This is a genomic window from Parageobacillus sp. NEAU-HV-2 (assembly GCF_059115485.1).
The window spans coordinates 54352-68011 of record NZ_JBXUJJ010000011.1 but is presented as its reverse complement, the minus strand read 5'-3'; the positions used below and the strand labels follow the sequence as shown (position 1 = coordinate 68011).

Annotated in this window: 15 protein-coding genes; 14 read left to right on the top strand and 1 reads right to left on the bottom strand. The window is 41.9% G+C overall.

The features are described 5' to 3' along the window. The first annotated feature begins 20 nt into the window (after window positions 1–20). Genes AC1WMD_RS15645 through AC1WMD_RS15630 form a run of 4 tightly spaced genes read left to right on the top strand, consistent with a single transcriptional unit; the run spans window position 21 to window position 2870 of the window. Window positions 21–617: a TetR/AcrR family transcriptional regulator gene (locus tag AC1WMD_RS15645; protein WP_043906172.1), complete on the top strand. Its 597-nt coding sequence runs from the start codon at window positions 21–23 to the stop codon at window positions 615–617. Beyond that, the gene (locus AC1WMD_RS15640) at window positions 614–1468 is read left to right on the top strand and encodes an ABC transporter ATP-binding protein (protein WP_043906171.1); all 855 of its coding nucleotides are present in this window, start codon (window positions 614–616) and stop codon (window positions 1466–1468) included. The genes AC1WMD_RS15645 and AC1WMD_RS15640 overlap by 4 nt, the downstream gene beginning before the upstream one ends. Continuing rightward, window positions 1465–2163, top strand: coding sequence for a fluoroquinolone export ABC transporter permease subunit (locus AC1WMD_RS15635; protein WP_494257920.1), 699 nt, complete (start codon window positions 1465–1467; stop codon window positions 2161–2163). Before AC1WMD_RS15640 ends, AC1WMD_RS15635 begins: the two co-directional genes overlap by 4 nt. Then, window positions 2160–2870 (top strand): Rv2686c family ABC transporter permease subunit, encoded by a 711-nt coding sequence (locus AC1WMD_RS15630; protein WP_494257919.1) that lies wholly within the window; start codon window positions 2160–2162, stop codon window positions 2868–2870. The genes AC1WMD_RS15635 and AC1WMD_RS15630 overlap by 4 nt, the downstream gene beginning before the upstream one ends. A gap of 197 nt (window positions 2871–3067) precedes the next feature. Here AC1WMD_RS15630 and AC1WMD_RS15625 read toward each other — a convergent pair whose 3' ends face one another. Beyond that, on the bottom strand, window positions 3068–3421 hold the full coding sequence (locus AC1WMD_RS15625) for a hypothetical protein (protein ID WP_494257918.1): 354 nt from the start codon (window positions 3419–3421) through the stop codon (window positions 3068–3070). A 208-nt stretch (window positions 3422–3629) separates the two neighbouring features. On the opposite strand from AC1WMD_RS15625, the gene AC1WMD_RS15620 reads away from it, so the two are divergent. From AC1WMD_RS15620 to AC1WMD_RS15575, 10 genes are all read left to right on the top strand, one after another. Beyond that, window positions 3630–4055 carry a MarR family winged helix-turn-helix transcriptional regulator gene (locus tag AC1WMD_RS15620; protein WP_494257917.1) on the top strand — a complete coding sequence of 142 codons (426 nt, stop codon included), beginning with the start codon at window positions 3630–3632 and terminating at the stop codon, window positions 4053–4055. A 93-nt stretch (window positions 4056–4148) separates the two neighbouring features. Beyond that, entirely contained in the window at window positions 4149–4688 is a 540-nt protein-coding gene (locus AC1WMD_RS15615) for an NAD(P)H-dependent oxidoreductase (RefSeq protein ID WP_494257916.1), read from the top strand. A 637-nt stretch (window positions 4689–5325) separates the two neighbouring features. Then, window positions 5326–6444 carry an ABC transporter substrate-binding protein gene (locus AC1WMD_RS15610; protein ID WP_043906166.1) on the top strand — a complete coding sequence of 373 codons (1119 nt, stop codon included), beginning with the start codon at window positions 5326–5328 and terminating at the stop codon, window positions 6442–6444. Further along, window positions 6434–7273, top strand: coding sequence for an alkaline phosphatase family protein (locus AC1WMD_RS15605; RefSeq protein ID WP_043906165.1), 840 nt, complete (start codon window positions 6434–6436; stop codon window positions 7271–7273). The genes AC1WMD_RS15610 and AC1WMD_RS15605 overlap by 11 nt, the downstream gene beginning before the upstream one ends. 117 nt (window positions 7274–7390) lie before the next feature. Next, window positions 7391–8245, top strand: coding sequence for an ABC transporter permease (locus AC1WMD_RS15600; protein WP_494257915.1), 855 nt, complete (start codon window positions 7391–7393; stop codon window positions 8243–8245). Next, window positions 8242–9024: an ABC transporter permease gene (locus AC1WMD_RS15595; protein WP_043906163.1), complete on the top strand. Its 783-nt coding sequence runs from the start codon at window positions 8242–8244 to the stop codon at window positions 9022–9024. The genes AC1WMD_RS15600 and AC1WMD_RS15595 overlap by 4 nt, the downstream gene beginning before the upstream one ends. Before the next feature lie 38 nt (window positions 9025–9062). Beyond that, window positions 9063–10085: an ABC transporter ATP-binding protein gene (locus AC1WMD_RS15590; RefSeq protein ID WP_494257914.1), complete on the top strand. Its 1023-nt coding sequence runs from the start codon at window positions 9063–9065 to the stop codon at window positions 10083–10085. Window positions 10086–10098: 13 nt separating this feature from the next. Then, complete coding sequence (locus AC1WMD_RS15585; RefSeq protein WP_043906161.1) at window positions 10099–10884, top strand: DeoR/GlpR family DNA-binding transcription regulator; 786 nt, start codon at window positions 10099–10101, stop codon at window positions 10882–10884. A gap of 56 nt (window positions 10885–10940) precedes the next feature. Further along, entirely contained in the window at window positions 10941–11822 is an 882-nt protein-coding gene (locus tag AC1WMD_RS15580) for a Cof-type HAD-IIB family hydrolase (protein WP_043906160.1), read from the top strand. Between the two features lie 364 nt (window positions 11823–12186). Next, window positions 12187–13524, top strand: coding sequence for a UDP-glucose dehydrogenase family protein (locus AC1WMD_RS15575; RefSeq protein WP_494257913.1), 1338 nt, complete (start codon window positions 12187–12189; stop codon window positions 13522–13524). Window positions 13525–13660 lie beyond the last annotated feature (136 nt).

Sequence of the window (13660 nt, the reverse complement as noted above, 5' to 3'; positions counted from 1 at the left end):
ATAAAGAAGGGAATGATTCCATGCCTCGTAAGTTTCGTGAGGATGAGAAAGAAGCGATACGTCAGGCGTTGCTAGAAGCAGCAAAAACGATGTTTCGTCAATACGGCATCCAAAAAACAAGCGTTGCCGCATTGACAGAAGCTGCTGGCATTTCACAAGGAGCATTTTACTTATTTTTTCCCTCCAAAGAAGCGTTGTTTTATGAAGTATTTCGAATGGAAGAACAAAAATTAAAAGAGGTGTTATTGGCTGAGTGGACGGTAAGGCCGTTAACGCAAGATCGATTTGCCGAGATGCTCATGCAAGCGGTAAAGTCGATCGAGCAAGAACCGATTTTACGTCTAATGATTGACCGGAAAGAGTATGAATGGTTAATGCGCAAATTGCCGCCAGAATATGCCGAACGACATACAACGGAGGACGAAAATGTACTGGTACCTCTTATTGAACAGTGGCAAGACGAAGGCGTTATGCTAAAAGAAGATCCTCGTACCATCGTTGCGGTGATTCGCAGTTTCTTTATGCAGCTTTTGTTCCGGGATGAGATTGGGGAAAAGTTTGACGAAGCGGTATTGCTTCAGGCGAAATGTCTGGCGAAGGGGCTGATTATAAAGTGATCGAAGTCAGGCAGCTAACATATACGTATCCGAAACAAGCGCAACCGACATTAAAAGGATTGGACTTTCATGTCAATCGAGGTGAAATCTTCGGATTGCTTGGGCCGTCGGGCGCAGGCAAAAGCACGACGCAAAAAATTCTGATCGGACTTTTGAAAGGATATGAAGGCAGCATCAAAGTGAATGGGAAAGAATTGGCGTTACTGGGGCGCGAATATGCAGAGACGATTGGTGTTGCCTTTGAAATGCCCAATTTTTACGTAAAAATGACGGCTTATGAGAATTTAGCGTTTTTCCGTTCACTTTATCGCTGCGAATCCGAAGATATGGAAACCTTGCTGGAGGCGGTAGGATTGAAAGAGGCGATGCATCAAAGGGTCGGTGATTTTTCGAAGGGGATGAAGATGCGTTTAAATTTTTGCCGCGCGTTTTTGCATCGCCCATCGATCGTGTTTTTAGACGAACCGACATCTGGGCTCGATCCAGTAAACATCACAAAAATAAAAGCCTTTTTGCGCAAACAGAAAGAAGCGGGAAAGACCATTTTGATTACGACCCATGATATGGCATTTGCCGAAAGCGTCTGCGATCGTGTCGCATTTATGGTGGATGGCGAGATTGTGCTGATTGATTCACCGCAAGCGCTAAAAGTGAAAATGGGGGAGCCAGTCGTGCAAGTGACGTATTTAGATAATGGGGAAATGAAAACGGCAGAGTTTGTTCAGGCGGGATTAGGGAATAACGAAGCGTTTTTCCAACTGCTCCGGGAAAAGGAAATTGTAACGATGCATACGAAAGAAGCGACGCTAGAAGACATTTTTGTGCGCGTTACAGGGAGAGAAGTCGCATGATGTGGCAGTTAATCAAGCAAGACGTTCGCTTTCAGGCGCGGCATGGTTTTTACATCGTTTATGTATTTGTCAGCTTGTTTTATATATGGATCCTGCGATGGATGCCGCTGGATGTGCGAAAGTATGCAGCTCCAGTAATTGTTCTCATGGATCCGGCAGCCGTAGGATTTTTTATTATTGGCGCTGGAGTGTTGCTCGAACGGAGTCAGGGGGTGCTTGATCCGTTATTTGTCACTCCGATTCGTTTGCGACATTACATTTGGTCAAAAGCGTTGACACTTGCATTTCTTGGGTTTGTATCCGGTGAGGCGGTGATGGCCGGTTCCTTTGGGATTAGCGGGATGACCTGGCTGGGGAGTATTGGATTGTATGCGATTGCGGTCATTATGTCGCTGTTTGGCTTGGCGCTTGCTGTTCGGGCGAGAACCGTCAATATATTTTTCATTCAAGCTTCGTTTGTCATGATCGTATTGCTATTGCCATTGTTGACGTATTTTCATTTGGTTTCTATCCCGTTCGCCTCTGTTTTGCCAACAGCCGCCGCGCTTTGTCTGTTATCGATCCGTTTAGAATCACTATCATGGATGGAAGGAGCAGCGATTGGAATAAACTTGGGTCTATGGTTAGCAATGGCGTATCAGTTGGCATACAGGGCATGTGAGCGGTACTTGATGCAAGTAGGGGAGGGGAGATGATGTGGCATGCTTGGCTTTCGCTGGACCGTAGACAGCTGCTTCGCGATCCGATATTGCTGATGGCAGGCATTTTGCCATTATCGTTCATGTTGGTGATCGCCAAAGGATTGCCTTGGCTCGAATTAGTAACACCATTTGCGATCACACCACATCTTCCATATTTGTTTAGCATTTTTCTATTGATAACGCCAATCACGGTCGGAATGATGCTTGGTCTCCTGATGTTAGAGGAACGGGATGAATCGCTTGTTATGTATTTTGCCGTTACACCGCTGGGGAGAGGGCGATATATAGCATTTCGCATGGGCTTGCCATTATCAATGGCGTTTGTTTTTTCTATTTTACTTGTAATTGTATTTCCTGCTCCGACGCTTCATCGTTGGGAAGTTTTTCTGCTCATTATCACCAGCGTATTAGAAACGCCGCTGATGGCGCTTGCAATGCTATCCTTTGCCTCCAATCGCTTAGAGGGCTTGGCGGTTGCAAAAATGTTGAATTTCATATTACTGCCGCCGATTGTATTGTATTTCTTTGCAGCCAAATGGCGCTTGCTCGGTTTAATGGCGCCAACGTATTGGATATCTGAATCCGTCTTAGCATTGGCGGAAGATAGTGTAAAGTTTTGGGGCTATTGGCTAGGCGGTACGGCGTATCATCTGCTTTTGATATGGTGGCTGTTTTCCAGATTCAAACGATTGCTTCATTAAGGGGGCTCCCCTATCACGTTAAAACGATAAAGGGGAGCCCCTTTTTACTCTATTTTCAAATTTGTGATATTACCTCATACAGATCATTCGCCATTCGTCGATCATCTTGAGGGAATGTTAAAAGAATTGGATCGCTTTCTTTGTTCATAAAATATTACTAGAGGAAGAGCGGGATCTCTTCCTCTAGCTTTGGTTCATTAATAAAATGTTTCGTTCAATTCCCAAGATTCAACGATCGCATAAGCCGTTTGCGGGTCAAATCCTTTACCGATTAAATAAGTCATCGCCGCGACTTCTTGCAGAGCGTGTGCAAACGAGGTATCCTTTGCTTCCTTCAAGCCGTATTGAACAAAAGGAGCAATCGTGTTGAGTGTTTGGTCTTTTAGCTGAGGATACAAAGGTTGTTTTATTTGCTGGTGTGCGATCATCTCGGATTGTGGATATTGCGGAAATTGCTGATATTGCGGAAATTGCTGATATTGTGGATAGGCCCCCATTTGCTGTTGTGGATAATAGGGCATTTGATAAGGAGTAGGGTAATAATAATGCATGGGTAAACTTCCTTTCTCATCATTGACGTTTTTCATTCAATTGTATGATATGCTCCGCGTTTGTCTATTGTACTGGACATATGTCTATTTTTTAGGTTAATGCCTTCCATCCTTTCTGCAGAACGGTAAATGCTCCATATCATGCAGGGTTGACAAATGTTTTTTGTTTTTGTAATTTGTATATACAATTATTTACATGTTGGAGTGGATGGTTGTGAATGAATATTTTTGTCAATGTCTTTATTTTACGGCGAATCGCCTAGCAAGAATTATGAATAAAATGGCGGAAGAAGAGTTTGCGCCGCTTGGGCTTTCACCGACATATGCGTTTTTATTAATGGCAGTAAAAGATAAGCCGGGAATAACGCAAAAAGAGTTAAGCGAAATTCTCCATATTGCTCCGTCAACAAGTACGCGCTTTGTGGAAAAATTAGAAATGAAAGGGCTTGTGCAAAGAAAAAATGAGGGGAAGCTCACGCTCATTTATCCGACGGAAAAGGGATTGGCGATACAGGAAGAAATAAAAAGATGCTGGAATAATTTGTATGTTCGTTATTCAGAAATTCTTGGCGAGGAACGTGGTGTGAAATTAACTAGCGAAATAGATGAAGCGTGCAATGAATTAGAAAAGTAAAATTTTTTTAACCAATTGATTGTATGTGCAAACAAATGATAATATTTGTATGTACAAACAATCGATTAAAGATGATGAAAGGAAGGACTGTGAATGAAAGTATTAGTCATTGTTGCCCATCCTAATTTGGAACAATCTCGCGTAAACAAAACATGGATGAATCGCCTTGCTCAAGAAGAAAATATAACCGTTCATAATTTATATGCGGCATATCCTGATTGGAACATTGATGTGGAAAAAGAGCAACAGTTATTACTTGAGCATGATCGCATTGTTTTTCAGTTCCCGCTCTATTGGTACAGCACGCCTGCGTTATTAAAGCAGTGGCAAGATGTAGTGTTAACCTATGGTTGGGCATACGGCTCAGAAGGAAATAAACTTCATGGAAAAGAATTTGTTCTTGCCATTTCAACGGGAGGACCTGAAACTGCTTATCAAGCAGGCGGATATAACCACTATTCAATGAGTGAAATTACACGTCCTCTTCAAGCCATGGCCAATTTAACAGGCATGCATTTCTTGCCATCATTTATTGTTTACGGTGTAAGAAACTTAACGGACGAACAGCTTCAAGAAAGCGCGGAGCAATTAGTAAAACATATTACCAATCCGCTATTGCGTTTGGGACGTTAAATGGTTTCTAGTTCTGATGAAAAGATGATGAAAAGAGGGGGCGAATAATCAGCTCTCCCCGATTTTATGGATTTATTCTAGGTTAAAGGGGGGCTGGCCTCCGTCGCATGTGCGTACCAAAGTTTTGTTCCATGAAGATTTCATATGATCTTCAAAAAAATGGTGAGAGAAGAAGGAAAAACAGAGAAAAAAGCATGGAACAAAAATCGAAATAAGAGATATAAATGCTTTTAGAGCAATGAAATCATTCGATTACAGCATTACCAAAGCAGTTTCCTTCGTGAGATATGTGCTTGTGGTAATGCTTTTTTCTTTTGCCGAATTCTGAAATAATGAGCTTATCCACTTTGATCTCATTTATGTCTCCATCGTTTCATCCAATGGTTTTCCGCTTCCTTACCTCTAAGTAATGAATGGTTATGCCTAAACAAGAAACCTTCCAAACTGGAAGAAGATGTTTCTCCTTGTTTTATTTTTTTTGTCAGGGCACTCTTTATTTTTCCAGGGTATGATGAATGTTTCTTTTACAAACATTTAACCTTGGATTGATGTGGGATTAATAAATGGTTAATAGAATAGAAATTGAAAATGCAACAAAAAACAAAATAAAGTCACAAAAAACAAAGGAGGCTATCTGATGAGTGAGGCGTGGAAGCGTCAATGGAAGAAGTCTATTGCAGCAGCAATCTTAGGAGCTAGTTTAGTAGGATTAAGTGCGTGCGGTTCTTCAGGAACAGCAACAGAATCATCGAAAGCAGTAAAAACGGACAACTTAACACTAGAAGAAATTACGAAAAAAGCAAAAGAAGAAGGAGAAGTAAATAGTGTCGGAATGCCGGACAGCTGGGCAAACTGGAAGGAAACATGGGAAGAAATTAGCGCTAAGTATGGACTGAAGCATACAGATACCGATATGTCGAGTGCCGAAGAAATCGCAAAAATGGAAGCGGAAAAAGAAAATGCAACCGCTGATATTGGGGATGTAGGTATTGCCTTCGCTCCAATCGCAGAGAAAAAAGGAATCACTCTTCCGTATAAAACATCTTATTGGGATGAGATTCCAAGCTGGGCAAAAGATGATAATGGTGACTGGGTAGTTGGATATCAAGGAACCATTGCATTTTTAACGAATAAGGAGCGGGTTCATAATCCTCCTAAATCATGGGAAGATTTGTTAAAAGGGGATTATAAGGTACAAGTTGGTGACGTACAACGAGCTGCACAAAGTCAAATGGCTGTGTTGGCTGCGGCGATTGGACACGGCGGAGATGAAGGGAACATTCAACCAGGGATTGATTTCTTTGCAAAATTGGCAAAGCAAGGACGCCTGCAGCAATCTAGCACGGATATTCTCCCATTGCTTGAAAAAGGAGAAGTAGACGTGGCGATCCTGTGGGATTTTAACGCCATTGGCTATGCGGAGAAGATCGGCCGTAGTCGTTTTGACATTACCATTCCTAAAGAAGGTTCCGTTGTGAGTGGTTATGCAACAATTATCAACAAGTATGCGAAACATCCTCATGCCGCCATGTTAACAAGAGAATACATATTAAGCGATGAGGGACAAATTAACTTGGCGAAAGGGTACGCACGTCCAATCCGAGATGTCAAACTTCCTAAAGAAGTGGCAGCCAAACTGATTCCGAAAGAACAGTACAAAAATGCAAAACCGATTAAAGATTATTCTGTCTGGGAACAAACAGCGAAAGAACTGCCGCGGAAATGGCAAGAAGAGGTGCAAATTTATGTTAAATAAAGTGATTGAAGTCGTGGTGGACGGCTTACGATATGACAAAGCTTGTGAATGTTTCGGTTTTTTACAGCATCTTGTCGAAACGAACCAGGCTGCTCTTTATAAAGTAAAATCCGAACTTCCAAGTCTTTCGCGTCCCCTATATGAAGTATTGTTAACAGGCACACCTTCATCGATCAATGGTATTACAACGAATCAAACTGTTCGGCTTTCTAATCAGAAAAGTGTGTTTCATCTTGCCAAAGAAAATGGATTAAAAAGCGCTGCGGCAGCTTATTATTGGGTCAGTGAACTATATAATCGCGCTCCGTTTCATTTCATCGAGGACCGTTATCAAGCGGATGAAACAAAACCAATTCCATACGGAATCTTTTATTGGGAAGATGACTATCCAGATTCACACTTATTGGTGGATGCGGAATCGTTGCGTTTAAAATATGACCCTCATTTCTTATACATTCACCCAATGGGAGTCGATTTAAAAGGAGAAATGTACGGTTCGGAATCCAAAGAATATCGTGAACAAGTTTTAAAAGTCGGCAGTTTGTTAGCGCAGCTTTTACCAACATGGATGAAGGAAGGTTACCATATTGTCATTACATCTGATCACGGAATGAGTGAAACAGGAAACCATGGCGGCACTACAGACGGGGAAAGAGATGTTCCATTATTCGTGATCAGTTCAAAAGTGACCCCAGGCATTTATGATGAGGTGGTCCCTCAGCTAGCAGTAGCCCCGCTTGTTTGTCAGCTGCTTGGGATCCAGCCTTCAGAGAATATGATTTCTTATCGTTTGCCGGGATTCAAAGAAAAAACGACCGTTGCCCATTAAAGAAGCAACGATCGCAAAAACACGTTACCCTCCTAATTATTATATATATTTGAGTCGATCTGGCAAATTTGCCAGATCGATTCTGCTGTTATGGAGCATGTAGAAGGAGCGAAAAACATGAGAAAACAGAAAAATCAACAATTATATTTGTTGGCTTTGCTGCTTCCATTTATCGTGCTTGTTCTGTCCTTTGAGCTTGGTCCCTTATTGGGGATTATACAAAGCAGTTTTCTTTCTGATGATGGCCAAAGCTTTTCATGGAGCCAATATGTAACCGTCTTTAAGAGCAAATTCTATTTACAGGCTGTTCGAAACAGCGTGATGATCTCCTTATTCTCTGCGGTTGCCTCGATTATTGCAGCGACCGTAGCTGCATATTCGTTTACAAAGTTCCCACGCAAGGTGCAAGACCGCCTATTAATGATTGCGAATATGACGTCGAACTTTGAGGGAATTCCATTGTCGTTTTCGTACATTATTTTGTTGGGGAATAACGGGTTATTTACTTTGTTATTTGCAAAACTTGGCTGGGATGTATTTTCTAAATTTAACCTTTATTCATGGACGGGATTAATCCTTGTCTATATTTATTTCCAAATTCCTTTGGCTATTATGCTTTTGTTTCCTGCTTATAAAGGGATTCAGAAGCAGTGGCTGGAAGCCGCTTCGTTATTAGGGGCATCCAAATTCGCTTTTTGGAGATATATAGGCATACCTGTGTTGCTGCCGAGTATTGTTGGTACATTTAGTATTTTATTTGCCAATGCCATGGGAGCTTACGCCACTGCTTATTCGTTAGTGGGAAGCAACTATAACTTACTGTCGATTCAAATCGCATCATTAGTTGCCAGCGATGTTACGTTAAATCCTCAATTAGCCAGTGCACTCAGTGTGTTGTTGGTAGTAACCATGTTGGGAGCAATGTGGTTAAACGAGCGGATGATGCGACAAGTAAGGAGAGATTTAAAGTGAAATCTTCGATGGCTATTCATAGATGGATTGTAGGAATTGTGATTATTTATTTGCTCATTCCTCTCTTTGCCACCCTCCTTTTTTCATTGGCAGGGAAGTGGGATCACACCATGTTGCCCGAAACATTTACATTGAAATGGTATAGTGAGCTATTTCAAGATGAGCGGTTTTTTCTAGCCTTGGAGCGAACCCTTTTTCTGATTGCTGGATCTGTTGGAATAAGTGTCGTATTGATGGTCCCAACGATTTTTATTGTTACGGTTTATTTCGGCAAATGGGAACGGCTGCTTCAAGGAATCGCCATGCTTCCATATGGCATTCCGCCGGTTGTCGGTGCCGTTGGTTTAATCAAACTATACTCTTCAGGTCCGGTCCCTATTTCCGGAACGCCATGGATTTTGATCGGCGCTTATTTTGTGATTATGATGCCGTTTATGTATCAAGGCATTCGAAACAGCATGCGCACTGTCAACGCCAAGGAGCTCGTTCACGCGGCTGAATTGCTCGGCGCCACGAAGTTTCAAGCTTTCAGGAAAGTCGTTTTACCGAATATTATGTCTGGAATCTTAGTTTCTACGTTATTATCTATTGCGATGTTATTTGGAGAATTTGCCTTTGCCAATCTTCTTGTCGGGGGACGATATGAAACAATCCAAATTTATTTATATCAACAATTAAATCAAAGCGGTCATCTAGCCAGTGCGGTGGTCATTACCTATTATTCTTTTATTTTGCTCATTACGTGGGTAATTCTACGAATGAAGAAAAAACAACATTAAAAAAAGACGAACAATGCTGGTATAGAGGGGGAAAACACATGAGTTTTTTAACAATCGATCGCGTTTTTAAACGTTATGATGATCATGTCGTGCTAAATGATATTTCATTGTCATTAGAAAAAGGAGAATTCGCTACATTACTCGGACAAAGCGGATGTGGAAAAAGTACATTATTACGTGCGATTGCGGGACTTGTCGACATCGATTCAGGAAATATCATTCTTGATGGAAAAGATATTACTCATTTATCCCCACGAAAAAGAGAAGTAGGAATGGTGTTTCAATCATACGCTTTATTTCCTAATATGACTGTTTTTGAAAATATTTCCTTTGGTCTTAAAATGAAAAAAGAAACAGACAACAATATTCAATCAAAAGTCAAACAAATGATTGATTTAGTGAATTTGAATGGAAAAGAAGATTACTATCCGCATCAATTATCTGGCGGGCAACAACAACGGGTGGCTCTGGCTCGCAGCTTAGTGATGGAACCGAAAGTGTTGTTATTAGATGAACCGTTAAGTGCGTTAGATGCGAAAATTCGTAAAAACTTACAAGCTGAATTGAAGCGAATTCAAAGAGAACTAAAAATTACGACTATTTTCGTCACCCATGATCAAGAAGAAGCAATGACGATGTCGGACACCATTTATATTATGAACGAAGGACGGATCGTTCAAGCGGGCATTCCTTCTGAAATCTACACATCTCCAAACAGTCCGTTTGTTGCTAACTTTATTGGAAACTATAACGTTCTGCCGATGGAAAAATTTCAACGATTGATTCAAGAAAATATTCCATTTCCAGGAAGTCAAGTGGCGATTCGTCCTGAAGTGATTGAGATTTTAGAAGACGATCATCCTTCCCTTTTCTCGGAGGATCACTGGATCATTAAAGGAACCATACAAGACATATGGATGACCGGAAACGTATTAAGATATGATATTCAAGCAGAAGATATCACATTGCGAGTAGACCATTTACACCAACAACGTCATGTATTCCACCCTGGAAGCCATGTTTATATTTCGATTCCAAAATCAGAATGTATTGTGTTATGAAAAAGAGGAGTAGATGGGAATGTTGTCTGAAGAGCGAAAAAACGAAATTTTAAATGAGTTAAAGCGTACTGGAAAAGTAAAGGTGATCGATTTAGCGAGACGATTTCAAGTATCAACAGAAACGATTCGAAGAGATTTGGATATCCTTGAGAAAAAAGGGTTTTTAAAGCGGGTTTATGGGGGAGCCATAAGAAAGTCGTATGAAGCGGAGGAGCCTCCTTTTATTCAACGCAAAAGTGTCAATCAAGAAACAAAAATGAAAATCGGGAAAAAGGCAGCCGAGCTAATTTCGGATGGCGATACGATTGTCATTGATGTCGGGACGACAACATTGGAGTTGGCAAGAGCGATTAAAAACAAAGAAAATATCACCATTTTAACGAATTCGCTGCCTGTGGCTCATGTGCTTACAGATGCCCTTAACCAGCATCAGTTTACAGGAGAGGTTTTATTATTAGGAGGCATTGTAAATCCGAAGCAACAGTCGATTAGCGGACGTTTAGCAGAAAAAATGCTTGAGCAGTTCCATATTGATAAAGCTTTTATTTCAGCGGGTGGTGTCTCGCTTCATTACGGAGTGAGTGACTATGACTTACATGAAACACTTGTTACGCAAACGATGATTCAAGTATCAAAAGAGACGATTTTACTCGCAGACTACTCAAAGTTTGGAGTGAATAGTTTTTGTAAAGTGTGTCCATTAGAAGATTTGGATGTGATTGTCTGTGACCATCCTTTACCGAAAGAATGGGAACATATACCGCAATTAAAAGAAATTACTTGGATTACTGCTGAATAAGAGTTTCGTATAAACATTGATTAGAAATTGAACATACAAGAAAAAGGAGATTGGTTATGTCTCTCATTGCACTTGATTTAGATGGAACCGTATTAAATAATCGTAACGAAATTAGTGAAGAAAACATAAAAGCGATTGAATATGCACAACAAAAAGGAATGGAAGTGGTGATCGCTACAGGAAGAGCTTATTTTGACGTTCAATCTATTCTAAAAAAGGCTGGGCTTTCCGCACCAGTAATCGGTACGAACGGTTCGACCATTCATACAAAAGAAGGAAACTGCCTTTTGCAAGTACCTATTGAGGAAAATGTGGTAAAAGAGCTGGTTGAATGGCTTGATCAACATCAATATTACTATGAAGTATTTACTGATAAAGCAATTTTTACTCCGAAACATGCTAGAAATCTTCTGATGGAAGAGCTAGATAAGGTGAAACATCACAATCCAGCGATGAATGCGAATGAGCTTAAGGAGATTGCTAAAAGACAATTCGGCCAAGAAGGCTATGTATTTATAGAAAACGTGAACGACTTGTTTTTGGAAAAACGTCCATTTTTGAATGTGCTGGCGTTTTCTTTTGAAAGGGATAAATTAGAAACGTTTTTGCACCAATTTCAATCTAACCAACATTTAACCATTGTTTCTTCCGGCGAGTATAACTTGGAGATTCACAGCCGGCAAACTTCCAAAGGGATTGCTTTAGAAACGTTTTCACAATTCCGTGGGCTTTCGTTAGACCATGCAATGGCAATTGGTGACAGCATCAATGACTTATCCATGTTTGAAAAAGTAAAATATCGTGTGGCAATGGGAAATGCAAACGAGAAAATTAAATCCGTATGTAATATGATCACTGATACGAATGATGAAAATGGGGTTGCCAAGGCGATCTATACATATATGGAGAAGGTGGACTCTTTGTTATCATTGAGCTGATTTTAAAGCGGAATACTATTGCCTCTGCTTGAAAATGGCGCGGCCGAAAGGGCAAAGTAAATAGAAAAGCCTCCTGCTGAACGAGTTTCAGCGGGAGGCTGAATTTTTTTAGAAAAAGAACATTTCCTTGGATCTCTCATATGGAATTTCATGTGAAAGATCGGCGGCGCCCGCATCCACAATCGCGGAAAATGCAAAGGAGGGGCGTGATCAGTTATAATAATATTATATGAAAATGAGAACGATCGTAAACAAATGCGGGCGTTTGGCAGAAATGATGGGTTATGGACGGCCGTATGCCATGATTTCTTCTGCCATGAAGCGCATTTGCGAGCGGAGTAAACCATCAAAGGTGTGATCGAATATGGATATTGCCGTAGCGGGTGTAGGATATGTAGGACTAGTCACAGCCGCGTGTCTGGCGGAAATGGGGCACAGGGTGGCATGCATGGATGTCGATGTTGAAAAAGTGATAATGCTTCAGCGCGGAATGTCTCCGATCTATGAGCCTGGTTTGGAGGAGTTAGTAAGAAAAAATCGTGGGCGGCTGTTGTTTACGACCGATTATGCGGCGGCGTATCGGCAGGCAGACGTCATCATCATCGCTGTTGGTACTCCGGAAGAGGCGGATGGAGCGGTGAATTTGCGCTATGTGTGGGAAGTGGCGCGGCAAATTGCCGAAGCGGCGGAAAAAGACTGTGTGGTGGCGGTAAAATCTACCGTTCCCGTCGGTACGAGCGATGAAGTGGCGCACTGGATCGATAAACATCGCAAACACCCCGTGCATATCGAGGTTGTCGCTAATCCTGAGTTTTTATCGCAAGGAACGGCGGTCCACGATACGTTATATACGTCGAGGATCGTGTTAGGAGTCGAATCGCCCTATGCCGAGAAGGTAATGAGGAAAGTGTACGACCCGTTTGCGCTTCCGTATGTGGTGACGGACCGGAAAAGCGCAGAAATGATTAAATACGCTTCCAACGTCTTTTTGGCATTAAAAATCTCGTATATCAATGACATTGCCAATTTATGTGAAATTGTTGGCGCCGATATTGAATCGGTCGCCGAAGGAATGGGGATGGATCCGCGGATTGGCCACCGCTTTTTGCGCGCGGGGATCGGCTACGGCGGTTCGTGTTTTCCAAAAGATACGAAAGCGCTGCGTTACCTTGCAAAGCGCTGCGGCTATGAGCTGAAAACGGTACAGGCCGCGATCGAAGTGAATGAAAAGCAAAAGCTTAAATTAATAGAAAAGGCGAGAACGTATGTCGGCGATTTTCATGGGCGGGAAGCAGCGGTGCTCGGACTGACGTTTAAGCCGGGGACAGATGATATAAGGGAAGCTCCTTCCCTTGCCAATATTGCGGTGCTGCTCGAAGAAGGCGCTAACGTGAGGGTATGGGACCCGGTTGGGATGGACAACGTAAAGCGCGTCTTTGCCGAGGATTTGACGTATTGCGCGACGATCGAAGAAGCGATTGCGGACGCTGAGTTATGCTTCATTTTTACGGAATGGCCAGAGATTCAGCAATTTGACCTGCGCCAATATGCTGCGTTAATGAAAACGCCGCTTGTTCTGGATGGACGGAATTGCTATGACCTTGAAAATGCCCGCAAGGCGGGAATCCTCTACGAATCGATCGGGCGGAAGCAGGTGGGCGCAGCGGAAAGTTCTGTGTTGGTGGAAACAGATGAGCGGTAAAGGGAAAAGTCCTTGCTGGCCTGCCTTATTTTCGCTTTTTGCCGCTAGGGACGAGATGATTTTGATAGAATAAAAGAGTAAGAAAAAGGCCATCATGAGGAAAAACAATGTAGTTTGCGGGAAAGGGGACGATGTT